The sequence below is a fragment of the Rhodococcus sp. 14-2496-1d genome, from assembly GCF_002259365.1.
Taxonomy (GTDB): Bacteria; Actinomycetota; Actinomycetes; order Mycobacteriales; family Mycobacteriaceae; genus Rhodococcoides.
This window is the reverse complement of the sequence record NZ_NPFV01000018.1, coordinates 431,059-456,903: the sequence shown is the minus strand read 5'-3', so window position 1 is coordinate 456,903 and position 25,845 is coordinate 431,059. Positions and strand designations below refer to the sequence as shown.

29 protein-coding genes are annotated in these 25,845 nt (G+C 65.6%); 15 read left to right on the top strand and 14 right to left on the bottom strand.

What is annotated here, in order from left to right; translation table 11 throughout:
• The first annotated feature begins 22 nt into the window (after positions 1–22).
• From aroQ to CH296_RS15790, 5 genes are all read left to right on the top strand, one after another.
• The gene (gene aroQ / locus CH296_RS15810; protein WP_045199075.1) at positions 23–502 is read left to right on the top strand and encodes a type II 3-dehydroquinate dehydratase; all 480 of its coding nucleotides are present in this window, start codon (positions 23–25) and stop codon (positions 500–502) included.
• Positions 503–564: 62 nt separating this feature from the next.
• Entirely contained in the window at positions 565–1,314 is a 750-nt protein-coding gene (locus CH296_RS15805; RefSeq protein ID WP_256980470.1) for a DsbA family protein, read from the top strand.
• 19 nt (positions 1,315–1,333) lie between these two features.
• A complete protein-coding gene (locus tag CH296_RS15800; protein ID WP_032393990.1) occupies positions 1,334–1,906 on the top strand; it encodes a vitamin K epoxide reductase family protein in 573 nt (190 codons plus the stop codon).
• Positions 1,907–2,025: 119 nt separating this feature from the next.
• Positions 2,026–3,564 carry an NlpC/P60 family protein gene (locus tag CH296_RS15795; RefSeq protein ID WP_094685164.1) on the top strand — a complete coding sequence of 513 codons (1,539 nt, stop codon included), beginning with the start codon at positions 2,026–2,028 and terminating at the stop codon, positions 3,562–3,564.
• A 36-nt stretch (positions 3,565–3,600) separates the two neighbouring features.
• A complete protein-coding gene (locus tag CH296_RS15790; protein WP_371828352.1) occupies positions 3,601–4,392 on the top strand; it encodes an acyl-[acyl-carrier-protein] thioesterase in 792 nt (263 codons plus the stop codon).
• Here the strand turns inward: CH296_RS15790 and CH296_RS15785 are convergent.
• The 7 genes from CH296_RS15785 to CH296_RS15755 form a co-directional block, all read right to left on the bottom strand.
• A complete protein-coding gene (locus CH296_RS15785) occupies positions 4,296–5,747 on the bottom strand; it encodes an AMP-binding protein (protein ID WP_094685163.1) in 1,452 nt (483 codons plus the stop codon). The two genes, CH296_RS15790 and CH296_RS15785, sit on opposite strands and share 97 nt — an antisense overlap.
• Positions 5,737–6,363, bottom strand: coding sequence for an energy-coupling factor transporter transmembrane protein EcfT (locus CH296_RS15780; protein WP_094685162.1), 627 nt, complete (start codon positions 6,361–6,363; stop codon positions 5,737–5,739). The genes CH296_RS15785 and CH296_RS15780 overlap by 11 nt, the downstream gene beginning before the upstream one ends.
• A complete protein-coding gene (locus CH296_RS15775) occupies positions 6,360–7,040 on the bottom strand; it encodes an energy-coupling factor ABC transporter ATP-binding protein (protein ID WP_032393986.1) in 681 nt (226 codons plus the stop codon). Before CH296_RS15775 ends, CH296_RS15780 begins: the two co-directional genes overlap by 4 nt.
• A gap of 10 nt (positions 7,041–7,050) precedes the next feature.
• Positions 7,051–8,184: a thiolase family protein gene (locus tag CH296_RS15770; protein WP_094685161.1), complete on the bottom strand. Its 1,134-nt coding sequence runs from the start codon at positions 8,182–8,184 to the stop codon at positions 7,051–7,053.
• On the bottom strand, positions 8,181–9,302 hold the full coding sequence (locus CH296_RS15765) for an AMP-binding protein (protein WP_094685160.1): 1,122 nt from the start codon (positions 9,300–9,302) through the stop codon (positions 8,181–8,183). Before CH296_RS15765 ends, CH296_RS15770 begins: the two co-directional genes overlap by 4 nt.
• Entirely contained in the window at positions 9,299–9,850 is a 552-nt protein-coding gene (locus CH296_RS15760) for a biotin transporter BioY (RefSeq protein ID WP_176459369.1), read from the bottom strand. Before CH296_RS15760 ends, CH296_RS15765 begins: the two co-directional genes overlap by 4 nt.
• A gap of 105 nt (positions 9,851–9,955) precedes the next feature.
• Positions 9,956–12,058, bottom strand: coding sequence for an HNH endonuclease signature motif containing protein (locus CH296_RS15755; RefSeq protein WP_143546369.1), 2,103 nt, complete (start codon positions 12,056–12,058; stop codon positions 9,956–9,958).
• A gap of 75 nt (positions 12,059–12,133) precedes the next feature.
• On the opposite strand from CH296_RS15755, the gene CH296_RS15750 reads away from it, so the two are divergent.
• Positions 12,134–12,643 carry a GNAT family N-acetyltransferase gene (locus CH296_RS15750; RefSeq protein WP_094685158.1) on the top strand — a complete coding sequence of 170 codons (510 nt, stop codon included), beginning with the start codon at positions 12,134–12,136 and terminating at the stop codon, positions 12,641–12,643.
• Here CH296_RS15750 and CH296_RS15745 read toward each other — a convergent pair.
• The 3 genes from CH296_RS15745 to CH296_RS15735 all read right to left on the bottom strand — a co-directional run bounded on the left by CH296_RS15745 (position 12,633) and on the right by CH296_RS15735 (position 14,652).
• Complete coding sequence (locus tag CH296_RS15745) at positions 12,633–13,580, bottom strand: CPBP family intramembrane glutamic endopeptidase (RefSeq protein ID WP_179273055.1); 948 nt, start codon at positions 13,578–13,580, stop codon at positions 12,633–12,635. The two genes, CH296_RS15750 and CH296_RS15745, sit on opposite strands and share 11 nt — an antisense overlap.
• 113 nt (positions 13,581–13,693) lie before the next feature.
• On the bottom strand, positions 13,694–13,960 hold the full coding sequence (locus CH296_RS15740; protein WP_045201033.1) for a hypothetical protein: 267 nt from the start codon (positions 13,958–13,960) through the stop codon (positions 13,694–13,696).
• Between the two features lie 35 nt (positions 13,961–13,995).
• Positions 13,996–14,652: a GAP family protein gene (locus tag CH296_RS15735; protein ID WP_179277735.1), complete on the bottom strand. Its 657-nt coding sequence runs from the start codon at positions 14,650–14,652 to the stop codon at positions 13,996–13,998.
• Positions 14,653–14,718: 66 nt separating this feature from the next.
• On the opposite strand from CH296_RS15735, the gene CH296_RS15730 reads away from it, so the two are divergent.
• Genes CH296_RS15730 through CH296_RS15720 form a run of 3 tightly spaced genes read left to right on the top strand, consistent with a single transcriptional unit; the run spans position 14,719 to position 16,438 of the window.
• Complete coding sequence (locus tag CH296_RS15730; RefSeq protein ID WP_094685156.1) at positions 14,719–15,324, top strand: TetR/AcrR family transcriptional regulator; 606 nt, start codon at positions 14,719–14,721, stop codon at positions 15,322–15,324.
• Between the two features lie 60 nt (positions 15,325–15,384).
• Positions 15,385–15,927, top strand: coding sequence for a GtrA family protein (locus CH296_RS15725; RefSeq protein ID WP_032393981.1), 543 nt, complete (start codon positions 15,385–15,387; stop codon positions 15,925–15,927).
• On the top strand, positions 15,914–16,438 hold the full coding sequence (locus CH296_RS15720; protein WP_094685236.1) for a histidine phosphatase family protein: 525 nt from the start codon (positions 15,914–15,916) through the stop codon (positions 16,436–16,438). The genes CH296_RS15725 and CH296_RS15720 overlap by 14 nt, the downstream gene beginning before the upstream one ends.
• 17 nt (positions 16,439–16,455) lie before the next feature.
• Here CH296_RS15720 and CH296_RS15715 read toward each other — a convergent pair whose 3' ends face one another.
• Positions 16,456–16,656, bottom strand: coding sequence for a hypothetical protein (locus tag CH296_RS15715; RefSeq protein WP_032393980.1), 201 nt, complete (start codon positions 16,654–16,656; stop codon positions 16,456–16,458).
• 163 nt (positions 16,657–16,819) lie between these two features.
• On the opposite strand from CH296_RS15715, the gene CH296_RS15710 reads away from it, so the two are divergent.
• The 3 genes from CH296_RS15710 to CH296_RS15700 all read left to right on the top strand — a co-directional run bounded on the left by CH296_RS15710 (position 16,820) and on the right by CH296_RS15700 (position 19,355).
• On the top strand, positions 16,820–17,410 hold the full coding sequence (locus CH296_RS15710) for a hypothetical protein (protein ID WP_256980469.1): 591 nt from the start codon (positions 16,820–16,822) through the stop codon (positions 17,408–17,410).
• A gap of 101 nt (positions 17,411–17,511) precedes the next feature.
• Positions 17,512–18,708, top strand: a complete 1,197-nt coding sequence (locus CH296_RS15705) for a sensor histidine kinase (RefSeq protein WP_179277734.1) — start codon at positions 17,512–17,514, stop codon at positions 18,706–18,708.
• On the top strand, positions 18,705–19,355 hold the full coding sequence (locus tag CH296_RS15700; RefSeq protein ID WP_094685154.1) for a response regulator transcription factor: 651 nt from the start codon (positions 18,705–18,707) through the stop codon (positions 19,353–19,355). The genes CH296_RS15705 and CH296_RS15700 overlap by 4 nt, the downstream gene beginning before the upstream one ends.
• A gap of 10 nt (positions 19,356–19,365) precedes the next feature.
• On the opposite strand, the gene CH296_RS15695 is transcribed toward CH296_RS15700, so the two are convergent.
• A complete protein-coding gene (locus tag CH296_RS15695; protein WP_094685153.1) occupies positions 19,366–20,688 on the bottom strand; it encodes an NAD(P)/FAD-dependent oxidoreductase in 1,323 nt (440 codons plus the stop codon).
• Positions 20,689–20,818: 130 nt separating this feature from the next.
• Between CH296_RS15695 and CH296_RS15690 the strand changes: the two genes are divergently transcribed.
• A complete protein-coding gene (locus tag CH296_RS15690) occupies positions 20,819–21,718 on the top strand; it encodes a LysR substrate-binding domain-containing protein (RefSeq protein WP_094685152.1) in 900 nt (299 codons plus the stop codon).
• Here the strand turns inward: CH296_RS15690 and CH296_RS15685 are convergent.
• Positions 21,694–22,656 (bottom strand): MsnO8 family LLM class oxidoreductase, encoded by a 963-nt coding sequence (locus tag CH296_RS15685; RefSeq protein WP_179277733.1) that lies wholly within the window; start codon positions 22,654–22,656, stop codon positions 21,694–21,696. The two genes, CH296_RS15690 and CH296_RS15685, sit on opposite strands and share 25 nt — an antisense overlap.
• Before the next feature lie 93 nt (positions 22,657–22,749).
• Between CH296_RS15685 and CH296_RS15680 the strand changes: the two genes are divergently transcribed.
• A complete protein-coding gene (locus CH296_RS15680; RefSeq protein ID WP_094685151.1) occupies positions 22,750–23,124 on the top strand; it encodes a VOC family protein in 375 nt (124 codons plus the stop codon).
• Here CH296_RS15680 and CH296_RS15675 read toward each other — a convergent pair whose 3' ends face one another.
• Positions 23,125–24,063 (bottom strand): endonuclease/exonuclease/phosphatase family protein, encoded by a 939-nt coding sequence (locus CH296_RS15675; protein WP_094685150.1) that lies wholly within the window; start codon positions 24,061–24,063, stop codon positions 23,125–23,127. It lies immediately after the preceding gene.
• Between the two features lie 132 nt (positions 24,064–24,195).
• Between CH296_RS15675 and CH296_RS15670 the strand changes: the two genes are divergently transcribed.
• On the top strand, positions 24,196–25,836 hold the full coding sequence (locus CH296_RS15670) for a GMC oxidoreductase (protein WP_094685149.1): 1,641 nt from the start codon (positions 24,196–24,198) through the stop codon (positions 25,834–25,836).
• Positions 25,837–25,845 lie beyond the last annotated feature (9 nt).

Sequence of the window (25,845 nt, the reverse complement as noted above, 5' to 3'; positions counted from 1 at the left end):
GATTGTGTCAACCCGCTGTGAAATGATCGGACTCGGTAGTACCCGAAGCAGGAAAAGGAGTGACGTCGTGGCCAAGCAGGTGTTGGTGCTCAACGGTCCGAATCTGAACATGCTCGGAACCAGGCAGCCCGAGGTGTACGGCCACGCCACCCTCGCCGACGTCGTCACCCTGTGCGAGAAGACCGGTGCCGAGCACGGTCTCACCGTCCGGGCCGAGCAGTCCAACCACGAGGGTCAGATCATCGACTGGATCCACGAGGCCCGCGGGGTGGCGTCGGGCATCGTCATCAATCCGGGCGGGTTGACGCATACGTCCGTGGCGCTGCGCGACGCGCTCGTGATCCCGGAGGTGCCGATCATCGAGGTGCACATTTCCAACGTGCATGCCCGCGAGGAATTTCGGCATCACTCCTTCGTCTCCCCCATCGCCAGCGGCGTCATTGCCGGGCTCGGGATCGACGGATATCGGTTCGCCATCCAACGACTCGCATCCCTGGTCTGACTCATCTGGGCTGACGCCGGCTCTCATCCGGCACTCAGGATCGACTGCCTAAACTGGTCGCCGTGAACACGAGCAAGAACGTCTCCAAAGACATCAAGGCCATGCAGAACGGCGACAAGAATCGTCGGACTCTCGTTCAGGTGGTCGTCGCAGTCGTTCTGATCGCGCTCGTGGCAGCGATCGCTCTCTTCATCGTCAACCGAGATTCGACGTCGGGGGATGCATCTGCCGCCGGCTCCAACGGGTCGACCGGTGCCCAGCTCACCCCCACGTCGCTGACGGACGACGGTGCCATCCGCTTCGGCAATCCCGACGCCACCACCGTCATCAGCGTCGTCGAGGACTTCCAGTGCCCGGCGTGCAAGAACTTCGAGTCCGTCAGCGGATCGACGTTGCAGCAGCTGGCCGACGCAGGCAATGTCGCCGTCGACTACCGTCCCATCTCCATTCTCGACCGGTTCTCGAACGGAACCATGTACTCGACCCGCGCGGCCAGTGCGTCGATCTGCGTCGCCGAGAACGACCGCGACAACTGGATGAACTGGCACACCGCCATGTTCGAGCAGCAGCCGTCCGAGGGCGGTACCGGACTGACCGACGACGAGCTCGTCGCGATCGCCGCCGCTGCAGGTGCCGACTCCCCCGCCGTCGCGTCGTGCATCACCGACGGCAGCTACACCGATTGGGTCACCACCCAGACACAGACGGTCCTCGGCGAAGGCATCAACGGAACACCGAACGTGCGGGTCAACGGCACCGACATCGCCAACCCGACGCCGGAGAACATTCTCACCGCAGCCGCCGGTAGCTGAGCAGCATCCGACGACCGACATGAGAACCCGCGCTGGTGCCGCTGTCTTCACCCTGTTCAGCGCTCTCGGCTTGCTCGCAGCGCTGACGCTGACGATCGAGCGATTCAAACTGCTCGAGGACGCGTCGTACGTCCCATCGTGCAGCCTGAATCCGGTGCTCTCGTGCGGGTCGGTGATGGTGACGAAACAGGCTGCGCTGTTCGGTTTTCCGAACCCCATCCTCGGTATCGTCGCGTTCTCCGTTGCGCTCGTCGCCGGGGTGCTGTGGCTCGGCCGCGTCGAACTGCCGCATTGGTTCTGGCTCGGCATGAGCGGCGGCCTGCTGCTCGGTGAAGTGTTCGTGCACTGGCTGATCTTCGAGAGCCTGTACGAGATCAACGCCCTGTGCCCGTACTGCATGGTGGTCTGGGCGGTGACGATGCCGTTGTTCGTGCTGGCTCTGAGCCGACTGATCGGCTCCGGACCGAACAACGGCGGCACCGTCGGCCGCCTCTTCCTCGAATGGCGGTGGACGCTGCTCGCGGTGTGGTACGCAATCGTCGTCGCGCTCATCGGAATCCGCTTCTCGGACTACTGGGCATCCCTGTTCTGACAGTTTCGCAAAACTCATGAGTCGAACGTCTGCACCGTGCATGATGGGAGCAGCACCCGAGTGAGCCTGATCACAGCCACTGGCTCGGGGAAGGTCGTTCGAGTAGCAGGAGTCGATACATGGCAGGCGATCCATTCGCAGTCATCGTTGCCGTCATCGTGTCCGCCGCCGGAGTTGTCTCCGGAACCGACGCCCCGGCTCCGATTCCCGATCAGGCGGTGAAGGATCAGGCGGCCGCGATTGCCGCCGATGCCGAGGATCAGGCGAACACGATGAGTGATCAGTGGACCGAACTCCTGGGGACCCTGCCCGAACCTGCCGCCGACATCGCCGACCGCACCCTCTCCGACGCCGCCGAGGGCATACACACCGCCGCCGAACCGATGCTCCCCGATCTGCCGACGGTGGAAGACATCGAAGCAGCCGACGCGGAGGCGGCAGGCGCAGAAGCAGCAGGCACGGATACAGCCGAGGGTTCTGCGGTACCGACCGACCCGACGGCTGTTGCCGCCCTGCCCGCCGCACTGTCGACCACGTCGACTGCCGGTTCCCCCTCTGCGCCACTGCCGTTCAGTGTGTTCTCGTCGAATGCGGTGTCCACCACCGCAGCCGCCCTCGGGGCGGGTGCCGTTCAATTCGCCGGCCGGACGTACACCGCCGCCGACATCGCCACCCAGACCGCGTTCATGGCGTCGGCCGAGGCCATTCGGCGTGCGCTGTTCCCCGGTCAACCCGCCACGTTCACCGGCATCAACGTGGGCCCGATCGGTTTGGGTGCAGTGGGAGCCATCACGGCCTTCGTGCCGTGGCTGCAGAAGGCAGGCAACATCTGCGGCGGCGTCAAGGCGACGACCATCGCGGCACTGTATGCCGCCGAGAACGGCTTTCGACACGGCCCAACCGCTCCGGTCTCGAGCACCGGCGCGCAGGGACCGGGGCAGTTCATGCCCGGCACATGGGCCACGTACGGCAAGGACTACGACGGCAACGGCGTCGCCGACGTCAACAGCATCGGTGATTCGGTGATGGCGTCGGGCACACTGCTGTGCGATATCTACGGACAGGTCGACGGGTGGAAGCGGGAGGGCAAGGTGTCCGGTGACACCTTGGATCTGACCCTGGCCGGATACAACGCAGGCGCAGGGGCTGTATTGCGATCGGGCGGCATGCCCTCGGGCACAGTCGATTACGAGACGCAGACCAAGCCGTACGTCTCTCGCATCCGAGCGACCGAAGCGCAGTTCGCCGCGATCCTGACGCCCTTCGCCGGACTCGACCTCACCGGAATCGGCGGCCGATCGGTGCAGTTGGCGATGGACTACCTGGGACTGCCGTACGTATGGGGCGGCGGAAACATCAACGGACCGTCCGGCGGCGGATTCGACTGCTCGGGCCTGACGTCGTATGCCCTCTACAAGGCCTCGGGAGGAAAGGTCACCTTGCCCCGAACCTCGGAAACTCAGTGGAACGTGGGCACCGAGATCCCTATGGAGCTCGCGCAACCGGGCGATCTGCTGTTCGGAAACTTCGGACCGGCCGGGCCGGGCCACGTGGCGATCTACATGGGCAACGGCCAGATGGTGCACGCTCCCACCACCGGGGACGTGGTGCGCGTGGCACCGGTGTTCGACGGTATGCGGGCCCGGCACATCGTCTGACAGTGCACATTCGGCCTGTCCGCGTACAGTGCCATCGTGACCAATGCACGCGTGGAACCGGCAGGCTTCGACGACGAACTGGCACCGGAGCCGCCGCCCGGTGAGGGTTTCGAGGCCAGCTGGCCGGTGCGGACCGGCGACATCGATCCGAACAACCGACTGCGGTTCGACGGCGTTGCCCGCTACCTGCAGGACATCGGCACCGACAACCTCGATGCCACACCGTTGGGCAAGACCGATCCGATGTGGATCGTGCGACGCACCGTCATCGACGTCTTCGAGCCGATCCACTTCCCGGACCGCGTCCATATGCGGCGCTGGTGTTCCTCGATGTCGACGCGATGGTCCAACATGCGGGTGGCACTGACGACACCGAAGGGTGGGCGCATCGAGACCGAGGGCTTCTGGATCAACATCAGCAAGGACACCGGAATGCCGACCCGCATCAGTGACGGCGCACTGGAAATGCTGGGACGCACCACCGATCAGCACCGGTTGCGATGGAAGGCGTGGTTGACCGAGCCGGTGCAGGCCGAATCGCCGACCGACCTCGAATTTCCTTTGCGTGCAACCGATATCGATCCGTTCAACCACCTCAACAACGCTGTCTACTGGCATGCGATCGAGGAGTTGCTGGTGGACGTGCCCGAGCTGGCTGCCGCGCCGCACCGAGCCGTCATCGAATACCTGAGCCCGGTGTTGGCGAACGAGCGTGTCACTCTGCGCCACCGCTACGACGGAGGGGCGCTCACCGTCTGGTTCGTCGTCACAGGAGCATCGGGCGAGCCGACGGTGCGCACCGTGGCCAAGGTTGCCGCCAGAGCCTGACGATCGAGCTTGCCGCGCGGCGTACGCGGCAGGCTGTCCACGATGGCGAGCACCACCGGCAGGCTGGGACCCGGCAGTACGGTGCGTAGGTGCCGGCGAATCCGAGCCACCGATATCGGATCGTTCTGCGCCACAACGACTCCGGCCGCAGGTTCCTCGCCGGTTCGGTCGTGGGGCAACCCGACCACCCCGGCCTCGAGCACACCGGGAACTGCGAGCAGGGCTGCCTCGATGGGAGTCAACTCCACCGTGAGACCGGCCCGGACGATCGTCTCGCTGCCGCGGCCGCGCAAGGTCAGGCGACCGTCGTCGACTCTGCCGCGATCGCCGACCGTCATCCATCCGTTTCTGTCCGGACCGTTCGTCAGGGTCGTGTGGTCTCCCACTCGGCTCAGATAGCCGTCGAACAGCATGTCGCTGCGGACGTACAGCAGCTCGTCCCTGATCTCGATCTCGACCCCGTCGAACACCTGCCCACTGATTTCTGCGCCATCGCGTTCACTTCGGTCGTAGGACACGAAACTCAGCTCGGACGCCCCGTAGAAGTGTGTCAGCCCAGCGTTCGGCAGTACCGCCGCCAGCGCTGCCCTGCCCGATTCCGCCCACCGCGCCGCAGACGAGAGCACCTCACGGACACTCGCCGATCGCACTCCCGAACGAGCGATGTCCCAGGCGATGGTCGGGACCGAATACAGATGGGTCGCAGCATCTTCGAGCGCCGCTGTCGGCTCCCGCAGGTCGACCGTCGCCCCCCGGGTCAGTCCGTGCAACGCACCGTAGAGGAAGTGCGTGTGATCGAGAGTACCGGGCGCGGACACCCGATCCCCCGGACCGAGATCGAACAGGGCATCGGAGCGATCCAGCGTCGCCGCCCATGACGCCTGGTTGCGCGCGAACAACTTGGGCGGACCGGTGGTTCCGGAGGTGACGCCCACGAGCAACTCCGATTTCGGTGTGGGCATGGCCTTGATTTCTGTCGGCCCGAGTGCAAGATCGCCCGGTGCGACCACGTTGCCTGCACCCCAACCATGCAACCGCCCGTGCCGACGCGGATGCGCGACAATCAGCGAGGGCCGGCACACCGCCATGGCGTCGGCGAATTCATGAGCCAACAGATGTCGATGCAGCAGAACGACACTCACCCCGGCACGCATCGCCGCGACGACGACCACCAAGGATCCGATATCCGACGTCGGCAGCACCGCGATGCGACTCGTGCCCGCCAACGAGCCCGCGGTGCGTTCCACCGCACCCCAGAATTCGCGATAGGAGATCTCCCCGGTCGCATCGACGACCGCCGCCTCGGGACTGTCGGAATGCCGCGCTATTCGGGCGGCGAGCAACTCACTCGTCATCGTCTCTTCTCACGTCATCGTCATCGACACCGCGCGCGACGAGCGCGTCTCCCATGGCGTCGGCGGTACGGAGAGCACGCACCAGGACCGGGGTTGCCAGCGCCGTCATCGACCACTGCAGTCCGCGTGCCTTACGCGCCTGCGACACCTCCTGCACGATGGACGCGAGCAGCGGGATGCACCGAATGGCGAGGGCCAGGAGCAGTCCGATGCGATCCGGATCGACGCCGAAGCGTCGGACGGGACCGAGCGCCCTGGTGACGGTATCGAGCATGTCGGTCACCCGGGTGGTAAGGGTGACCAGAGCCGCCAGAGCAACGGAGATCACCAGCACCCCACACACCACCACAGCCCGCTGCCAGGTAGTGATGATCACCTGGAACACACCGATGATCAACAGCATCCACAGCACCGGACGTAGTTGCGCCAGTGCCACTTTCGCCGGAATGCGAGCCACTGCGAACAACGCCGCGACAAGCAGCGCCACCACACCTACTTCGAGCGGAGTGCGCGCGAAGATCACCGTCGCCAGGATCGCGACGATCAGTGCCAGCAACTTCGATCCCGGGCTCATCCGGTGCAGCAGCGAGGTCCCGGGCCGGTAGAGACCGATCATCCGATCAGCTCTCGGTAGGCCGGAACGGCAGCGGCGGGAGCCCCGTCGAATGCGACACGCCCGTCGTCGATGACGATGACGCGCTCGAAGCTGTCCAACAGTGCCAGTTGGTGGGTCACGACGATGACTTGCTGATCCATCGAATCCAGAGCCTGCGCGACGACGCGACCATTGCGCAGATCGAGCAGCGTCGTCGGTTCGTCCGCAACGACCACCTCCGGCCGTCGGATGAGGACCGCGCCGATGGCGAGCAGCTGCTTCTGTCCACCCGAGAGCAGGTGCGCCGGATGGTCGCGGTGCCGATCCAGACGGAACCGGACCAGAATTTCGTCCACCCGCTCGGCCACCTCGGCCTTGCTCAGGCCGGACCTGCGCAACGAGAACGCGAGATCCTCTGCGACCGTGGGCATCACGATCTGCGAATCGGGATCGGTGAACACGAAACCGACCTTCTTGCGAACCTGCGCACCCTTCTTCGCGGCATCGACGCCGTCGACCGTGACGCGGCCGGTATCGGGCTTGATCAGACCGTTGATCATCCGGGCGAGCGTCGACTTGCCCGAGCCGTTGGATCCGATGATGCCGATGCGCCGCTCGTCGAACTCGAGGTCGATGCCGCAGAGCACCTGCCGTTCCCCGAACGAGTGCGAAATGTTCTCGAACCTGACCGTACTCATACAACCTCGCTCATGTTGCTCGCTCCACCAGCATCGCTATCCCTTGCCCGCCGCCGATGGCGCAGGCCGCCAGGCCCAATGCCGGTCCTCCGGGTTGCAGCATTCGAGATGCCAACCGTACCAGTAGAATTGCGCCCGATGCTCCCCACGGGTGCCCCATGGCGATGGCCCCACCCTCCGGACAGATAAGACCCTCGTCGAGGCCCAATTCGTCCGAGACCGCGAGCACGACCGACGCGAACGCCTCGGTGATCTCGACGGTGTCGATATCGGCGATGCGCACCCCGGTGCGGGCGAGCAGTTTCTCGATCGCCGGCACCGGACCCAGTCCCGGAAGAGCCGGGTCGGACCCTGCGACCGCGCTACCGAGGATGCGCAACGCCGGCATCCCGGCTGCGCGCTCGGCCGTGGTGACGGCCAGAACCGCTGCGCCGTCGGATATTCCGCAGGAGTTGCCCGCGGTGACGGTGCCGTCGGAGGTGAAGGTGGGGCGCAGCCTCCCGAGCCGCTGAGCGGTCATGTTGGGGCGGATACGCTCGTCGGTTGCGACGTCGTTCACGGTGACGATCTCGGCCGAGAAGTCGCAGACCGCCGCGCGCGCGAAAGACTGTGCCGCGTAGGCATCTTGGCGTTCGCGCCCGATACCGCGGATTCGCGCGAGGTCGTCCGCCGCCACGCCCATGTCCGGGTCCGCGAAGCCGGGTGGCGCGAACGGCGCTCGCGTGTAGCGGACGGGTGCTTCACCGTCGACCGGTGGCCAGAATCGCCACGGGCTGGTGCTGGCAGATTCGACGCCACCGGCCAGAATCAGTGTCTCGTCGCCGCTGCGGATGCGCGACGCGGCCTGCACGACGGCGTCGAGTCCGGATCCGCACTGCCGATCGACGGTGACACCTGGAACGTCGAGACCGAGACCCGCGAGCAGCGCCGAGACACGTGCGACGTCGCCGCCGGGACCGAGGCAGTTGCCGAGGATCACGTCGTCGATCGGGATGTCGAGTGAGCCGATCTCTGCCGCAACAGCTTTCAGCACAGGAGCGGCCAACTCGGGGGCGGTGACATCGGCGAATCCATGCCCGGCGATACCGATTGCCGTGCGTTTCGCCGCAACGATGACGGGCGCATGCACAGCAGGGATCATCATTGCAGGGCCGTTCCCTGCAATGCCCCTCGCGCGATCTTGCCGCTCGAGGTGCGGGGCAACTGCTGCACCACCGTCCAGCGTCGCGGCAGTGCTTCCTTGGCCATGATGGCGCGGGCGTCGGCGCGGACGAGGTCGAGGTCGCGGGTTCCGTCGAGTTCGACTATGGCAGAGACTGTTTCGCCGAGAACCGCGTGCGGTATGCCGATCGCTGCCGCAGCTCGGACGCCGTCGAGTGCGGTCAGGATGTTCTCCACGTCCTCGGCGATCACGGTGGTTCCGCCCACGTTGATCGCTGCATCCCCGCGGCCGTGGACGAGGAGTTCGGAGCCGTTCAGTTCGGCCAGATCACCGACGCCGAACCAATCGCGCGCACCCAGTGCAGCGTACGGCGATCGAACGAACAGGTACCCGTCCTCGGTGCGTGCTTCGACGTCACGGAGCAGTCTCAGTGACAAGTGCTCGCCCACGACTCGTGCCGCCACCAGCGACAGCTCCGCCGAGCCGTAGTACTCGACCAGCCTGATGTCCTGCGCCGAGATCGTCTGCGCGGCAGCATCGTCGAGACCGGCACCGGCAGCGACGCCAACCCTCGCGTGAGGCATCCGGTGGAGGACGTCACGGAGTACCGCAGGCACCGCATGAACGGCAGTGGCCTGCGCAGGATCGTCGGTGATGCACGCCCCCACCCACAGTGCGTGCACCGCGGCGAACAGGTGCATCGTGGCGTGCAGCGGTCCGGTGATCAGCACGGTGTCGGACTGTCGGATACCGGAGATGGCGGTGAACTCCGAGAAGCTGTCGACCCACGACGCGACGGTGCGAGCGAGCGGTTTCGGGCGACCGGTGGAGCCCGAGGTCGCCACCAGCAGGAACGGGTCGGGACTCTGCTCGTCGGCACGTTCCGGCCTGATGGCCGGATCCTCGACCCGCACCGCGCTGCCCTGCCTGGCCGCCGCGAACACACAGATCAACGCCTCGGGCAGATCGAGCGCCGTTGCATCGTGCACCGGGAGGTGAGGCCACTGCTCGACGGCTGCGTCGAGGTCCGTGTACGTGAGCACGCGACCCGCCCAGACGATCGCGGTGCCGTTGCCTCGACCTCCCAGCTCGAGGGTCACGCCTTGATCAGGCCCGGGTACGCACGGTGGACGCTCTTGGCGACGACGGTCGCGACGACGACTTTGGCGATGTCACCGGGCAGGAACGGTCCGTTGGACGTGACGGCGGCCCAGAGTCCGACGTCGGTGCGCAGAACGAGCCCGATGATGCCGAATGCGTAGACGACCAAAATTCCGCCGACCGCGTTGATCAGCAGGCCGAGCACGATCGAGTACTTGGGCAGGATTCGCGCAGTGAGCAGGCCGATCAGGAATGCGGCCGGGATCCAGCCGATGAGGTACCCGACGGTGGGCCCGGCCACCGCTGCGAGGCCGGTACGCCCGCCCGCCAGCAGCGGCAGACCGATCATCGTCAGGGCGAGAAACACCAGGACTGCCGCCGTGCCCTTGCGGGGTCCGAGGATGGCACCGGACAGGATGATGCCGAGGGTCTGCAGGGTGATGGGCACACCCGAGAATCCGACCGTGATGGATCCCGGCAGGCCGAGCGCGGCGATGAGTGCTGCGAACACTGCGATCTGCGCCATGTCGCGGGCCGAGACGTTCATTCGCCCGACCTTACGGCTCGGCCGGCGAGTACTGCGGTCTACATCTGACACGGGTGGCTCCTCGAGGAGTGGGACGGTGACCTGCCCCAGAGACTTGAACGGCGTTCAAGGTAGCAGGCCAGAGGCCCGTGCCACACCGGCGCGGGTGTTCTTCAGAAGGGCGGAGGGTCGTATCGGGTGCGGTCGTACCGAACACGCGCATGGACGACACGACAGTGTTCGAGGTAGGCCCGCCTCTTCTCTGCGAGCTTCCGCCTCTCGTTTTCCGTTGCTGCACAACGAAAGTCCTTGAGTGTCGGCGGTGCACACCCGCTGTACTCGAGCTCCCAACGGGTGGGTTCGGCCGGGGACAGCGACGTCCCGGCCGATGTACTTTTGCGGTGGCGGCGGTGGCGTCGGTGGCGTCGGAGAGGCGATCGAGAAGTCCGGCAACGTGACCCTGCGCAGACCGACAGAGTTCGACCACAGAATGGCCCCTCCGGCGAGCATCACCGCCGACCACGCCCCCGAGGTCTTCGCCTGATGATGGAACACGCACACCGGCTGAAGATTGGTCACGATCGTCCAACCGCCGCGCTCAGGATCGTCGTGATCGAACGGAACCAGATGATCGATCTGGCACCGAGCCGACGGCACGTCGCAATTCGGAAACGTACAGGTGCGATACGCAGCCCTAACGAACGCGACGACGCGGGCACCGGGCCGATACGTCACCGCCGACTGCGACGGAGCCGATTCGCCGCCATGACCGTCGGGAAAGATGCCGCGAGCACACTCGGGCTGATCGGCAATCCATGCAAGCCACCGTGCGACGAGCCCGTCACGGACAGACTCCTCCCCCAGTATCGGATTCACGGGTGGGCAACAGTGGGCATCCACGAGACGCGCGGACGAAAGCTCGGCGGCACCACGCACCCGGCCCATGCCGACGACCCGACGCAAAAGCGGCGGAGCCGTCGAGAACGGCCCGAACGGACCCGACACCGAACCAGACACATCGCCGCTGCGGGAGTCGGCACGGTCGGGGCCGAAGCCGGCATCACCGTTCGACTGCCCGCGGCCGGAGTCCGAACCACCATCGGGGCGTTGCGGGGCCGGTCCGTGGGGGCTGCACGTGCTGCCACCACCGTCCGGGCCACCATCGTCTGGACCACCGTCATCGGGGCCATCATCGTCCGGACCGCCGTCATCGGGGCCACCGCTGTCCCGGCCATCGTCGTTCGATCCGTCGTCGCCCGAATTTCTCTGTTCGGGTTTCAGCATCTCGACCAGCTCGGTGAGCAGCGCCTGCCATTTCGCGTCCGTGGCAACGATGCGCGCCACTTCGGGGTCGATGGGCGTGCCGTCGGCGAGGGTTGCGGGCTCCGAGGACAGTCCCAGCAGCGTCTCCACCGCCACCACGATCTGGAGGAGATGCCCGCGTCGAGGAGGGATATCGTCGGCAGCGCCGGCCACCGGGCAGTCGTCGCCGCGATCGCACTGACACACCAGTGAATGCTCGCCGTGCAGCAACGCCATCAGACCCGCGGCCCGCAGCGTGCCCGTCGATCGTGGGTCGCGCTTGCAGACCGTCCCGACGATCTCGACGATGAGTGCGTCCGCTTCGGCTGCTTCGAGATCGGTGATCTTCGCGATGAGCGACGCGATCCCACCCGGACCGGTGCGGTCGATTCGCACACCGACCTCCTCGGACTTCGCGGTCTCTCGGGCAGCTGCGGCTCCGACCGGATCGGCTTTCATCCACAGCCGCCAGATCCGGTTGCGCAACGCCTGCGGACGCATTCGGCCACCCGCCGCACAGACCTCGTGCTCGATTGCCGCAATCACCTCGTCACCGGCGCGGTGCAGCACCGAGGTGATCGTGACCACCGTCGACCAGTCGAAGCTGCCGGTCACGAAACGTAAGGCGGTCAACGGCATTCGATGCAGACGCTCCGCGACATCGTGCACAACGGACGCATCGCGACGCGTTCCGGTCATCGTCACGGCGAGATCGCACAGGGCACCGCGGACGGTCTCGCCCGGATCTCCGCCGTCGGCTTCGGCTGCTTCGAGGCGCATCTCGAGCACGTCGCAGTACGCAAGCACGGTCGCCGCCCGAGCAAGGTTCTCGTTGACACGGTTGAGTGCAATGACGTCGAGAAAGCCCGCGATACAGTCGTCGACCGGCGGCGTCTGCGCCACCCCCCACCCAGCGTTATCGAACATACATTCGATAGTACGAGAGGGGTCCGACAAGAAAATCCGACGAACAACACGAGCCGTAGCGGTACAACTACAACCGTGGCCGGCTACACGATTCGCGAGATCCGCCCAGGCGACGAAGAACAGCTCGGTGCAGCGCACGTGGCGATCTGGAAAGCGACGTACGCGGGAATGATGAACAGAGCCAAGCTCGATGCAATCCGCCCTCGCGACCGCATCGAACGATGGGAGCAGATCATCACCCGCCGCGACGAGCAGTCGAGCCGCGGCGTGCGGACCCGCTGCGCCGTCGACACCAGTAGTTCACGCATCGTCGGTTTCGCCACCGGCGGACCACCACGCGACGACGATCCGCCGGCACCGACCGAACTGTGGTCACTGAACGTCGTGCCCGAGCACCACGGCACCGGAGTCGCAACAGAACTCATGGCCACCGTCGTCGACCGGGAGGCATCGACATACCTGTGGGTGGCAGCGGCCAACGATCGTGCGGTGGCGTTCTACCGCAAACATCGATTCGAGCTGGACGGCACCGAGAAATTCGACCCGATCTGGGAGTGCCTCGAAGCCCGCATGGTCAGGGCTTGACGGGCGGCTCTCGTCTGGACTCGTCGGGGTCGAGTTTCTCGGGGTTCAGGACCACCTCGGCCACCACCGGAGTCGTCTCGACGGTCGCATCGCCGTACCGAACGGCCACCGTGTTCGGCAGGAACGCCTCCAGCGCACGCGGGGTGAGCCACCACAGCAGCGCCGCGAACAGGATCAGAATGTTGATCCACTGCAGAACGGTCGCCGAATTCTCGGATGGAATCACTCGATCGAACACCTGAATGTTCATCACCAGTCCGTGGACGGCGATCAACACCCACAGCCGCCGGTAGCGGTAGAACACCCAGACCGCCGCGGCACCCCAGCACAGTGCCCACAGAAATCCGCCGCCACCGAAGTACATGTAGAGAAGGCCTCGCATCGTGGCCGACAACGCCATGATCGCCCAGATCGGGAGCCGGCCCACGAGCAGCAACACCGGTAGCGCCACCAGAATCGGCTCCTCGCGTAGGCCCACGGTGAGAGCCGAAACTACTGCGAGCCAATCGGATTCGACCGAGGCCGGAACCGAGAAGCTGAATCGGACGATGTCCATGCGAGACAAGACGAGCAGCGCAGCAGACGCGGCACCGATCGCCGCGCACCAGGTGAGCGCGGCCTCGAGCGCAGTGCCGCGACGCATCGGCCACACCGCGGGCAACGTGCGACGACGAACGAAATACACCGCAGCGATTGCCGCCGCCCCTACCGCCACCTGCACCAGACCGACCGCAAGGTCCATCCATTGATCCGACAACGTGAGTACGGGCGCAGGTGCATTCGGCTCGCGGAAACGCCACAGCGCACCCACCAGGCCGATGAAGTAGACGACGCCCCAACCGGCCACCAGGCACAGAATCATCACCGTAGTACCGGCTGCAGTCAGGCCTCGCCGGCGCGAGTGAGCCATGGCATTCGCATCAAGACTGCTCGCCACCAGGTCACCACCATCCACTCAGCACCGCATCGCCTGTTATCGAACAGCTGTCGACCCCCGGACCTGTTTATCACGGGGGGACCGAAAATTCAGTACCGTCGCGGGGATGTGAGTCACCGTCGACCATCGCGGTCCGGTGTGTCGGTCGAATCCTCGCGTCCGAAAATGTCGTCGCGCAACTCCCCGACAATTGCTCGCCTGCCGGTGGCGCGCCGCGAGTCCCATACGTCCACCACAGCGAGGACCATCAGGACACAACCGAGTGGTCCGCCCTGGAACCAGAACACCCGCAGGTCCCAGAAGAACAGCGCCAAGACTGCCCCGACGACCATCATGACGATGCTGCGCGCATCGGTTACCCGAAATTTTCCTGCCCTCATGACCCATCCTTTCCTCGAGTCGACCGGGGCCGACGTCACACCAGGTTCATCTCGATGGCCGCATCTGCGACCAGCAGCGCACCCACGACGAGCAGCACCGTTCCCACCATGTCCTGACTCCAGCGTTGGACGCGGTGCATCAGACGCCGCTGAAGCGACGGAAACTGTTGCGATGCAGCCACTCTGACGGTTAGCAGAAGCAGAGCAGGCAGCAGGGTGATGAGTACGTAGACCGCGAGAATCGAGACCGAGAACGCCCGTCCCCGGCCGGACGCGGCCACCGCGTCGATCGCGGCGACGTAAGGCAGCATCGTCGCCACCTCGACCGTGCCCACTGCAACAGCGAGGAGGGCCACCCCTCGAGCGCTCGCCGGTGCCCGCATCCACCACGTAGCGCTCGGGCGTCGACGTCGCCGATCGCAGACGACGCCCGCAACCAGAACGACCACACCCACTGTCATCCGCACCCACGCATTTCCGGGCACGGCATGGGCCATGGACGTAAGGGTCACGTCTTCGAGCAGCGTCAGCAGCATGAGCCCGACCCCGAGATACAGCAGCCCCAGCACGCCGAGGTGCACCAGTACCACTCGAACTCGAAATGACGGCCGCAGCATCATCCACAGCGGAACCGCAAGAGTCCCGATGCCGATGCTGTCCACCAGCGCGAGTCCGGTCAGCTGTATTGACACAGCTGTACCGTAACAGGATTTCAGTACAAGTGTGTGAAAACGATTTGCTCGTGCTAGAACAGACCGATGCCGAAGATCGTCGACCACGATGCGCGCCGGGCGGAGATCGTCGCCGCCGTATGGCGCGTCATCGAACGAGCAGGAATGGACGGGGCGACGGTACGCAGCGTCGCCGCCGAAGCCGGCGTGTCCCCCGGATCACTGCGGTACTACTTCTCCGACCAAGGAGAACTCGTCCTGTTCGCGGCCGAAGCCATGACGCAACGCGTCGTAGCGCGGTTGGAGGCGCACTCCACCGAGGGCGACGGCCTGGCGCGAGCTATCCGCGTCCTCGAGGAGATGCTGCCCCTCGACGAGGACCGCAGCGTGGAGGCGTCGGTGTGGCTCGAAGCGATCGTGCGAGCGAGAGTCGACGAACGACTCTCCGCCCTCAAGACGGCCGGGTGGTTCGGCAGCCGGTATCTGTGCCGACTCGCGTGGGCACACCTGCACGACCTCGATCGACCGAACTCCCCCGCCTTCACCTTCGACACCGCCACAGACGAACGCGCGGCTGCCGAACTGCGCGCCTTCGTCGACGGGCTGACGTTGCAGGCAGTGACATATCCCGAGCAACTCGCGACCGAAGAGGTCCGTCGAATGCTGCGGGACCACCTGAGGACGCGGCTCTAGGCCCTCTTCGCAGCCGCGACGAATCCGGCCCGATCCGTTACTCGAGGTAACGTCGATGGGATGCATGTGTCCGACCGCCTCACCGACCACGTTCCCCAGCGCTGGCTCGAGCCCCTCGTCAAGCACGCCGAGGCCCTCAAGTTCCTCATCGTCGGAGCGATCACCTTCGTCGTCACCGTCGTACTGTTCTTCGGCCTGAAGTGGACGATCCTGCAGGACAAGCCGGTGACAGCGAACGTTCTGGCCGTGCTGATCGCGACGATCGTGTCGTACATCCTCAACCGGGAATGGTCGTTCACAGCACGCGGCGGACGACGTCGCCACCACGAGGCAGCGCTGTTCTTCGCCGTCGCCGGAACCGGCCTGGCAATCAACCAGCTACCGCTGTGGGTATCGAGTTACATGCTGGATCTGCGTTCGCCGAACGTGTCCTTCCTCACCGAGAACATCGCCGACTTCGTCAGCGGGTCCATCATCGGCACGTTGCTGGCAACCGCTTTCCGATGGTGGGCGATGCGCAAGTTCGTCTTCCCGGAGCAGGTGGACGTTCTTCCTGATCCCGCCGCCCTGACCGTTTACGGTGGACGGCATGGCGACCACTAGGACCCTCGTGCTGATGCGGCACGGCAAATCCGGCTACCCCGACGGAGTACCGGATCACGAACGCCCCCTGGCCGCCCGCGGCCAACGTGAGGCGGCGCTCGCGGGAGTCTGGATCGGCGAGCATGTCGGCACAGTCGACGCAGTGCTGTGCTCGACGGCTCTGCGCACCCGCGAGACCCTGGCTGCTACCGGTCTCGGCGACTTACCCACCCGCTTCGAGCGAGACATCTACGGCGGATCCGCCGACGAGATCATCGACGAAATCCGGTTGGCCGACACCTACTTCGACGACGTGACGGTATCGACCTTGCTGGTCGTCGGGCACGAACCCGGAATCCCTTGGACCGCACTCGAACTGGCGGCCGACGACGACACCGACCTGGCCCGCGAGGTGCGACACCGCTTTCCCACCTCGGCCATCGCAGTGCTGACCACCGAGGCGTCCTGGGCAGAACTGGCCGCAGGCTCGGCAACCATCACAGAGTTCTGCATCCCGCGCGCCGATCAGTGATCAGTGTCTGTCGGTAGTCAGCGACGCCCGGCGTAGAGGTACCGAACTCCGCCTGCTGCGATGAGGAGCAGCAGGAACGCGGGGAACCCGAGCAGCCACCAGACCAGTCCCGCTACCGCCAGTACTGGCACGGCGGCGATCAATGCGATGCCGGGGTTCTCGCGCACCGTCTCCAACGCGGACTGTGCGTGCACTCTGTCGATCTTCTTGCCTGCCATGACGGACTCCCTGTCGCCTGCGTGTCCTGTATGCGTAATTCCACAGTAGCGCGTTCGGCTACGACTTTCGGTGGAGAGCCGCGTCGTACCTTCGGCCGAACCACCAGGTACGACGCCTCCGCGGGGGTATTGCGCGCGCGACGGCTGCGGTGAGATCGGGTCCATGAACAATCCGATTCTGCTGACGATCGCGATCTGCGAGGTCGGCTTCTGGGTTCTGGTGATCGGTGGCCTGTGCCTGCGTTACCTGGCACGCATGCGACGCGCCAGCACTGTCACCCTGGCTCTGCTCCCGGTCCTCGATGTCGTCCTCGTCGCCGCAGTGGCACTCGACCTGCACCGAGGCGGGGAGGTCGAATTCGCCCACCGCCTCGCGGGGATCTACCTCGGCTGGACCGTCGTGTTCGCGCACTCGACGGTCGCCTGGCTCGACGTGCGCTTCGCGCACCGATTCGCCGGTGGACCCGCACCGGTGAAGCCCCCGAAGACCGGCCCGCGGGCCTACCGCAACGAGATTCGGGGATTCGCGAAATGGCTCGTCGCCGCCGCCATCGCGCTGGTGATCACCTACGCATTGGCCTACACCGTGGCAGACTCGGAGCAGGCAGCAGCGCTGAAGACCGTGATCCAGCCACTGGGCGTCATCACGTTCTTCTGGTTCGTCACCGGACCGCTGTGGGTGCTGGGTTCCAAAACTGCGGGTACGAAGAGCTCGAGCTCGAAAGATGCGGCAGGAGAACGGAGTCGACTCTGATGCTGGGTGGTGCTCGGGTGCCGGCTGGTTCCAGGATGCTGCGCAGGTTCAGACCCGCGTGGCGGCCGCGCAATCCCGTGGTACTGCCGATCGAGATGCTCATGGCCACTCTCTTCTACGCCGGATTCCAACTCTCCACCGGCACGGTCGGTGACACCCGGGACGAACTGGTCAGCAGCCCACCCCTGATCGCGGTGAGTGTCGTTGCCCTGCTGGCGATGACCGCGGTGACGTGCGTGCGCCGATCCTTTCCCGTCACGGCATACCTGTCGGTGGTGGCGATCAGCGTCGCGCTCATTCTCGTCCTGCCGGACCGGACTCTCGGGTTCACCCCGCTGTACTGGTTCGCCATCGTCGCCTTGGCAATTCGGGTGACCGGGCCACGCCTGTTCGCCCCCATCGCCGTCGGGCTGATTCTCGAAATCGCAGTCAGCGTCGACACCCGCCTGTCCTACCCGGATGCCGCGGCCGGCCCCGGTGGCACGATCGGCGTGGTCGCCGAACAGATCGCGAACCTCGCCATCAACTACACGGTGCTCATCGCACTGGGCAAGTACATCGCACGAAACCGCGCGCAGGAACTCGAGAGCGAGGCCGCCCTGGGCCGAGCCGAACTCGAACACCGGCAACAGCTGAACGCAGCCCTGGACAACGAACGAAGAGCCATGGCACGCGAACTACACGACGTCGCAGCCCACCACCTGACCGGCATGCTCATCCAAGCCAAGGCAACCAAGACACTCATCACGAGCAACCCCGAGCAGGCACGCGAACTACTCACCGGCGCAATCGATCACGGCCAACGGACCCTCGACAGCCTACGCCAGATCGTCGGCATACTGCGCCCGAGCGAGACGAACGACAGCGCTCCGCAGCCGATGATCGCCGACCTTCCCGAACTGATCGAGCAGTCACGAATGTCGTTTGGGCGCATCGACACGAGCATCCTCGCAGACAGCGACGACACCGACAGCGCGGTGCAGTTGACGTGCTATCGCGTCGTTCAGGAATCGCTGTCCAACGCCCGACGCCATGCGCCGAACTGCGATGTCTACGTAGAGGTATCCAACCTAAACTCGGCCATCGAGGTGACCGTCACCAACACGCTCACGCCGGACAGCTCCGAGCTGCGCGAGTCCTCGGGTCAGGGGTTCGGCATCCCCGGAATGCGTGAGCGGACCGCACTACTCGGCGGCACCCTCGATGCAGGATCGTCCGACGACCGAACGACGTGGACCGTGCGTGCTCGACTACCTGTCGGCGGAAAGATCTCTCGACCACAGGAGATGCCGGCATGATCACCGTCCTCATCGCGGACGATCAGCCCGTGGTTCGGCAGGGATTCGAGCTGTTCCTCGCCGGCCATCCCGATATCGAGGTCGTCGGGCACGCGAGCTCGGGAAGGCATGCCGTGCAGCAGGTGTCGGCACTGCGACCGGACGTCGTACTGATGGACATCAGGATGCCGAACGGCGACGGACTGACCGCAACGCGCGAGATACTGGCACAGTTCGAGAGCGTTCGCGTCATCGTCGTCACCACGTTCGACCTCGACGAGTACGTGTTCGCAACTCTCGACAGCGGAGCGTCCGGCTTCCTGCTCAAGGACGCCGACCCCGACGAACTCGCCGACGCGGTGGTCACCGTCGCCGACGGCGGAGCGGTCCTCTCTCCACGACTGACCCCGCGCTTGATGACAGAGTTCGCTCGCCGGGGCAGGCCGATTCGAACCACTCCCGTTGCACAGCAACACGACCTGAGTCTGCGCGAAATGGAAGTGGTTCGACTACTTGCGGAGGGACTGGGCAACAACGAGATCGCCCGTTCACTGCAGGTCGAACAGAGCACCGTGAAGACCCACATCGGCAACATCTGCCGCAAACTCGAGGTCAATACCCGAGTGCACGTGGTGATCTGGGCCTACCGCAACGGCATCGCGACCTAGGTCTTCACAACTAGGCCGCTCTGCGCTCGTCTTCGTCGGCAGTGTCGCTGGTGTGCTCCTCCAGCGAAGCGGAATGGTCGGTGTACTGGAAGTGCGGTCGCTTGTCACCGATGTACGAGGTCATCCACGACACCACCGCAACGTAGCGGTTCCGGAAGCCGACCAGGTACATCAGGTGCACCGCGAGCCACATGATCCACGCGATCGGTCCCGACATGTCGACCTTGCCGAACAGCCGCGCCACCGCGCTGAAGCGGCCGACGATCGACATGCTGCCCTTGTCGGTGTACTCGAACGGCGTTCCCGCGTCGACCTTTCCGATGATCATCTTCGCAACGTGCCTGCCCTGCTGCATCGCCACCGGCGACTGACCGGGCAACTTGTTCAGCGACGTCACGTCGCCGATCGCGTAGATGTCCTTCGCCGAACCGACCGTCAGGTCGTCGTGCACGAGAAGCCGTCCGGCACGGTCGGTCTCACACCCGGTCCGCTCGGCAACGGTGGCCGCCAGGTCACTGGCCTGCACGCCCGCCGACCAGATGACCGTCTTGGCGGCGAACGTCCTCGACGTCTTGGTGTCCACGTCCTGCACCGTCACCACGTCGTCGGCGATATCGGTGACCATGGCACCGGTGACGACGTCGACGCCCGACTTCTCGAGCTTCGTACGGGCGTACGCGCTGAGCTTGCCGCCGAACGCCGGCAGCACTTCCTTGACACCGTCGACGAGGGTCACCGTGACGTCGTCGGGATCGATGTCCGGGAACGAGCCGGCGAAGTAGCGGTGCGCGAGATCCCTGATCTGACCTGCGAGCTCGACACCCGTCGCGCCTGCACCGACGACGACGAAGCTCAACAGCTCCTTGCGAGCAGCCGAATCGGTTGTCAGGTGCGCGGATTCGTAGCAGCTCAGAATCTGCTCACGCAGAGCGATCGCGTCGTCGACGGTCTTGAGCGCGAACGTGCGGTCCTTGAACTCGTCGCGACCGAAATACGCCTGCGTGGCTCCCGTGGCGACGATGAGACGACCGAAGCTGATGGTGTGGCTCTGCCCGGCACCGATGTAGGTGACCTGGTGCGCCTCGGGATCGACATCGACGACGCGTCCGAGACGCACGTCGGCCGACTCGTACTGCGCGAGAATGCGCCTGATCGGCGGGGCGATCTCGCCCGTCGAGAGCATTCCGGTTGCGGCCTGGTAGAGCAGCGGCTGAAAGAGGTGTTCGGTGGTGCTGGAGATCAGCGAGAACGTCACACCGGCCTTGCCCAGAGACTTGGCGGCGGCCAATGCTCCGAATCCCGATCCCACGATGACGACGTCGTACGTTTGCACAGCACTTTCCTTTTCGGCTCGAGTCTTTTCCTCTACGAAGAACTACCTCCATGAAACTCCGACCGCGATGCTCTATCAACGCGGAAGTTGAAATAGCATCTATGAGCAGAACTCATGATTGAATAGCCGCATGGAACTGCGGCAGCTGAAATACTTCCTCGCGGTCGGGGAGGAACTGAACTTCTCCCGCGCCGCCGAACGCTGCTACGTCTCGCAATCGGCGATCAGCCTGCAGATCTCCAAGTTGGAACGAGAAATCGGTGAGCCCCTGTTCGAGCGAACCTCTCGTACCGTCCGATTGACCGTTGTCGGAGCACAATTGGTGTCCATCGCCCGGCACATGGTGGAGCTGGAGCAAGCCGCCCTGGCGCTGACGACGCGCAAACGTAATCAGCTGCGCCTGACCGGAAACATGACCTTCGCAGCCAACGCCATCTCCGCCATCGTCGCGGTACGCGAGCGCCATCCCGACGCCGAGATCGACTTCGTCCTGAAACGATTCGCAGAACAGATCGAAGCGGTGACGTCCGGTGACTGCCAGGTGGCGCTGATCCGCGGCAGCGTCGAACGCTCCGGTCTTCACGTCACCGAGCTGTGGACCGAAGATCTCGTCGTCGTCCTCCCCGAGGGGCATCCTCTGGCGGGTGAGAGCAACCCGAGTCTGAGTCAGCTCGCCGGCTACCCCCTGCTACTTCCCAAACGGAGCGAGCAGATCCTGCTGCACCGGGTGATCGAGCGTGAGATGAAACGGAGCGGACTGCCACTGAGCTTCGGCCCGCCCGTGGCGTCCGATCACACCGCCAGCGCCGAACTCCTCAAGAACCCACAATGCTGGTCCATCCTGTACGCCAGCACCGCCGACAGCACCCCCAAGACCGGCCTGGTCTTCCGCACCGAGGCCGACCGCAGGCTGAGACTCCCGGTATCGGCAGTGGTCGACGCGACCGTGCCCATCACCGACATTCAACGCGACCTGGTGGCCGCCCTGGCAGCGACGGCACCGGTTCAGCGCGCCACCCCTGCGAGCTGAGCGAACGCGGCATCGGCGTCGAGCAATTCGGCGCGATCGTACGTCGACGTCGACGCCATGATCTCGTTCGCGCGGGTGCGCTCGACCACCTCCTCCAGCCGCGGACGGACCTGCCCGGCCGTGCCGAGGATGCTCGACGCCAACGACGCCTCGATTCGGTTCCGCGTCTGCGGCGTCCACTGTGATTCATCGATCCCCGACGCCGGTTGCAGAGCCGGGAACTCACCCTCACGTCTGGACCTGGCCATCGCCCACGCCTCCGGGACGGCGAGCCTGCGGGCATCGGCGGTGTCCGCTGCGATGGTGACGTCCAACGAAACGATCACGTACGGTGAGGGATTCGACGGCGAGGGACGAAAATACTTGCGGTAGAGCGCCAATGGATCGTCCTGATGCACTATCGGTCCGCCGACGACGACCGGAAGCCCGGCGCGAGCGGCAACCTCGAGACCGGCTCCCGTCGCGAGTACGAACACCGGTGGAGACGGGACAGTGGGCCGGGCCGTCACCGAACCCGAACCGTCCAGATACGAACGCAATTCGGCGATGTCGGCCTCGAACGTGTCGGTCCGCTCACTGCGCAATGCTGCCCGAACCGGCTCGGTGAAACCGAGGGAGCGACCGACACCGAGGTCGATCCGGCCGGGAAACAGAGACTCCAACATCAGAAATTGCTCGGCCACGACCAGCGGCTGATGGTTGGGCAGCATCACTCCGCCGGATCCGACGCGGATACGCGAGGTGCGCGACGCAACCGCCGCAGCCAGCACCGCCGGCGCACCCGACGCGATCCCGGGAACGCCGTGATGCTCGGCCACCCAGAACCGATGCAGCCCGATCTTCTCCGCATGAATCGCTCGTTCGACGGAATGCCGCAGTGCCGAGGCGTCGTCGAAACCGGATCGAGTGCGGGACCTGTCGAGCAATGAGAAGAACACGGATATCTCAACCGCCGAGGCGTCGGGCATATTTCTCGAAGTGTTCGTTCGACGCGGACCGAATGTGTCCGCAATGACGCTCATCATTGCGGCATGAACCTCACCATGAAGATCGAACTCGTCACCCTGGCCGTCACCGACGTGGACCGCGCCAAGGACTTCTACGTCTCGATCGGTTTCAACGCCGACCACGATGCCCGCCCCTGGGACGGCATCCGATACGTCCAGCTCACTCCCCCGGGCTCGGCGTGCTCCATCGCGATCGGCGAGAACATCACCGACGCCGAGCCGGGCAAGGGCGCCGGAATCCTGATGGTCGTCGACAACGTCCAGCAGGCCTACGAGCACCTCACCTCAGCCGGCCTGACCATCGACCCGCCGAAGGACGAGGGCTGGGGCACGTTCGTGTACTTCGCCGACCCCGACGGCAACAAGTGGTCGGTGCAGCAACTGCCCGCACAGTCCTGATCAGCGCTGACCGGGACCGAAGGCCAGCCGAGCCAGGATGCCGCGGTGGTCGGAGCCGGGAATCGTCACGCCTTCCACCGATCCAACGGCCAGATCTGCCACCAGAACGTGGTCGATGGCGATCACCGGCGGATACCACGTGTGCGCCGGGTACGTCCTGAGCATGCCCGCCCCCGTGGCCACCGCCGCATCGACGAACCGGCCGTCCTGTAGATCTCGGTACCGCCGATGGTCCTGCGTCGCGTTGAAGTCGCCCGCCACCACCACCGGACCGTCGTCGACGGGGATCTTGGCCAGCAGCTGGCGCAACAGCCCCAGCTCACGTACCCATTCGGACGGCTCCCGCGGCCACGGCGGCACCGGATGGACTGCGAACACCAGCGGCCGGCCCGGCATCTCCACCCGCGCGGAGAGCAGCTCTGTCACGAAACCGTCGTGACGCTGCTCGTCGACCAGCGGGAAGCGACTGTAGATTCCGGTGCCCTCGCCGCCGGGAGCGGCGCTGACGTGCGCGTACGGCAACGAGCCGGACAGCACCGGGCGAAGGCGGGCGTCGGCCTCCGGCGTCAGTTCGACGAGAGTGAGCACGTCGGGTCGGTGCCGCTCGACCAGCGCGACCAACGCGTCGGGATCGGCCTGACCCAACCAGATGTTGGCATGCAACACCGTCAGCTCCGACTCCGCCGCCGTCCGGGAGCGGTGCCTGTACAGAGGAATCTGTGTAGCGGCGGCGCCCACCGATACAACCGCGCCCGCCGCCAGCCCCCACCAACCGAACGCCACGGCCGCGAGAACAGTGCCCGGCACCACGGCGAGCATGAGGACATGTGCCAAAGCACCGAAGACGAGCATCGCCTGCCCACGGGCGTCGACAAGGTGCGCTGCGATGCCCACGACCGCTGCCAAGAGCAGTAACAGAGCCACCGATGCCGAAACCATGAGCGGAGTGTGACAGGCAAACCTGAGGCCGAGCTGGGAGCCGTCCCTATATCCGACCGAAGTGTTCGCTTTCTTACAGCAAACACGACACAATCGAGAGCGCTGTCCGCACGTACTAGGGGGAAGTTTTCCGTGAATCGAAGGCAACTGCTGCGTTTGGCCGCTGCCGGAATGCTCGGCGCTGCCGCCGCTCCGGTCCTGGGCTCCGCCGGGGCACCGGGTTCTTCCACAGCAGGCGCACTCCCCATCGGTGCCGAACGAATCCGATCACTGGTCCCCGAGCTGTTCGCCGATCCCCCGCGCCCACCGGACCACTCTCCCGTCCTCGTCATCGGCTCCGGATTCGGTGCCAGCGCTGCCGCCCTTCGTATGGCACAGGCCGGCACCCAGGTCACCGTCCTCGAACGTGGACTGCGCTGGCCACGTGACCCGTGGCGCGAGATCTTCACCGCCGACATGACCGCCGACGGACGCGGACTGTGGCAGCAGACCTCGTTCACCAACATCACCGGAATGCCCGTCGGACCGGTCGACCTGTTCGGCGGCGTACTCGACACCACCCGGTACGAGAACCTCTCGGTCTGGCGCGGCGCAGCCGTCGGCGGTGGCTCGATCGTCTACACCGGCGTCACCATCGCCCCCGACAAGAAGTTCTTCGACGCCTCCTTCGGCGGACGCCTGAACTACGACGAGATGGCCGCCACCTGGTACCCGAAGGCGCGCTCGATGCTCCGGCCGTCGCCGATGCCCGAGGACGTCTACAACAGCCCGAACTTCTCGCACTCGCGCACCTGGGACGACCACGCCCGGCGGGCCGGGTTCACCCCACAGGCAGTGGACGGCAACTGGAACTGGAACGTCGTCCGCGACGAGCTCGCCGGACGCTCGCGGCCGTCCGCGACCGTCGGCGCGAGCACCTTCGGCAACTCCAACGGTGCCAAGCACGACCTGACGCAGAACTACATCCCCCAGGCCGAGGCAACCGGCCGCGCGACGGTGTGCCACAGCCACCGCGTCGCAGCGATCGGCACCGAATCCGGCGACCGCTACCGCGTCGAGATCGAACGCCTCGACCCGTTCGGCAACATCGTCGAGACACGCACCGTCACCTGCGACACGCTCGTCCTCGGAGCCGGATCCATCGGCACCACCGAACTGCTGATGCGCGCCCGCACCACCGGCGCACTGCCGAACCTCAACGAATTCGTCGGCACCGGCTGGGGCACCAACGGCGACGCGTCGATGACACGGTCGCTCGGGCCGATGTCCGCCGGACCGCAAGGTGCGCCCTGCGCCTCCCGCATCGTCGACGACTCCTCACTGCCACTGACCGTCGAAAACTGGTACGTGCCAGGCGTTCCCGTCAACCTCGGATTCATCGGCTCACTCGGCATGACCATCGACCCACTGCGCGGAAACTTCGGATTCGATTCCGCCACAGACCGATTGACGCTGAATTGGCCGAAGGGCGGCAGCCGGGACACCGTCGAAGCCCTACGCGCAGTACAGAATCGGATGGCCAAGGCCGGCGGAACCATCGTCGCGGCCGAACCGTTCACCCGCGACGTCGACGACACCTTCACCGCCCACCCCCTCGGCGGCGCGGTGCTGGGCGACGTCACCGACGGCTACGGCCGGGTGAAAGGCCACCCCGGGCTCTACGTCGTCGACGGTGCGTTGATCCCGGGCAGCACCGGAGCCGCGAACCCGTCGCTGACCATCACCGCACTCGCCGAACGCAACGTCGCACAGATCATCGCCGACGGTCGCTGACCGGCCGAC

Excerpts from the sequence above, each read along its gene's own strand:
- CH296_RS15730 (WP_094685156.1), top strand. The coding sequence starts at position 14,719 with ATGCCGAAGATCGTCGACCACGATGCGCGCCGGGCGGAGATCGTCGCC.
- CH296_RS15740 (WP_045201033.1), bottom strand. The coding sequence starts at position 13,960 with ATGAGGGCAGGAAAATTTCGGGTAACCGATGCGCGCAGCATCGTCATG.
- CH296_RS15725 (WP_032393981.1), top strand. The coding sequence starts at position 15,385 with ATGCATGTGTCCGACCGCCTCACCGACCACGTTCCCCAGCGCTGGCTC.
- CH296_RS15780 (WP_094685162.1), bottom strand. The coding sequence starts at position 6,363 with ATGATCGGTCTCTACCGGCCCGGGACCTCGCTGCTGCACCGGATGAGC.
- CH296_RS15720 (WP_094685236.1), top strand. The coding sequence starts at position 15,914 with ATGGCGACCACTAGGACCCTCGTGCTGATGCGGCACGGCAAATCCGGC.
- CH296_RS15690 (WP_094685152.1), top strand. The coding sequence starts at position 20,819 with ATGGAACTGCGGCAGCTGAAATACTTCCTCGCGGTCGGGGAGGAACTG.
- CH296_RS15675 (WP_094685150.1), bottom strand. The coding sequence starts at position 24,063 with ATGGTTTCGGCATCGGTGGCTCTGTTACTGCTCTTGGCAGCGGTCGTG.
- CH296_RS15755 (WP_143546369.1), bottom strand. The coding sequence starts at position 12,058 with ATGTTCGATAACGCTGGGTGGGGGGTGGCGCAGACGCCGCCGGTCGAC.
- CH296_RS15800 (WP_032393990.1), top strand. The coding sequence starts at position 1,334 with ATGAGAACCCGCGCTGGTGCCGCTGTCTTCACCCTGTTCAGCGCTCTC.
- CH296_RS15795 (WP_094685164.1), top strand. The coding sequence starts at position 2,026 with ATGGCAGGCGATCCATTCGCAGTCATCGTTGCCGTCATCGTGTCCGCC.
- CH296_RS15700 (WP_094685154.1), top strand. The coding sequence starts at position 18,705 with ATGATCACCGTCCTCATCGCGGACGATCAGCCCGTGGTTCGGCAGGGA.
- CH296_RS15705 (WP_179277734.1), top strand. The coding sequence starts at position 17,512 with ATGGCCACTCTCTTCTACGCCGGATTCCAACTCTCCACCGGCACGGTC.
- CH296_RS15760 (WP_176459369.1), bottom strand. The coding sequence starts at position 9,850 with ATGAACGTCTCGGCCCGCGACATGGCGCAGATCGCAGTGTTCGCAGCA.
- CH296_RS15710 (WP_256980469.1), top strand. The coding sequence starts at position 16,820 with ATGAACAATCCGATTCTGCTGACGATCGCGATCTGCGAGGTCGGCTTC.
- CH296_RS15680 (WP_094685151.1), top strand. The coding sequence starts at position 22,750 with ATGAACCTCACCATGAAGATCGAACTCGTCACCCTGGCCGTCACCGAC.
- CH296_RS15775 (WP_032393986.1), bottom strand. The coding sequence starts at position 7,040 with ATGAGTACGGTCAGGTTCGAGAACATTTCGCACTCGTTCGGGGAACGG.
- CH296_RS15715 (WP_032393980.1), bottom strand. The coding sequence starts at position 16,656 with ATGGCAGGCAAGAAGATCGACAGAGTGCACGCACAGTCCGCGTTGGAG.
- CH296_RS15770 (WP_094685161.1), bottom strand. The coding sequence starts at position 8,184 with ATGATGATCCCTGCTGTGCATGCGCCCGTCATCGTTGCGGCGAAACGC.
- CH296_RS15785 (WP_094685163.1), bottom strand. The coding sequence starts at position 5,747 with ATGACGAGTGAGTTGCTCGCCGCCCGAATAGCGCGGCATTCCGACAGT.
- aroQ (WP_045199075.1), top strand. The coding sequence starts at position 23 with ATGATCGGACTCGGTAGTACCCGAAGCAGGAAAAGGAGTGACGTCGTG.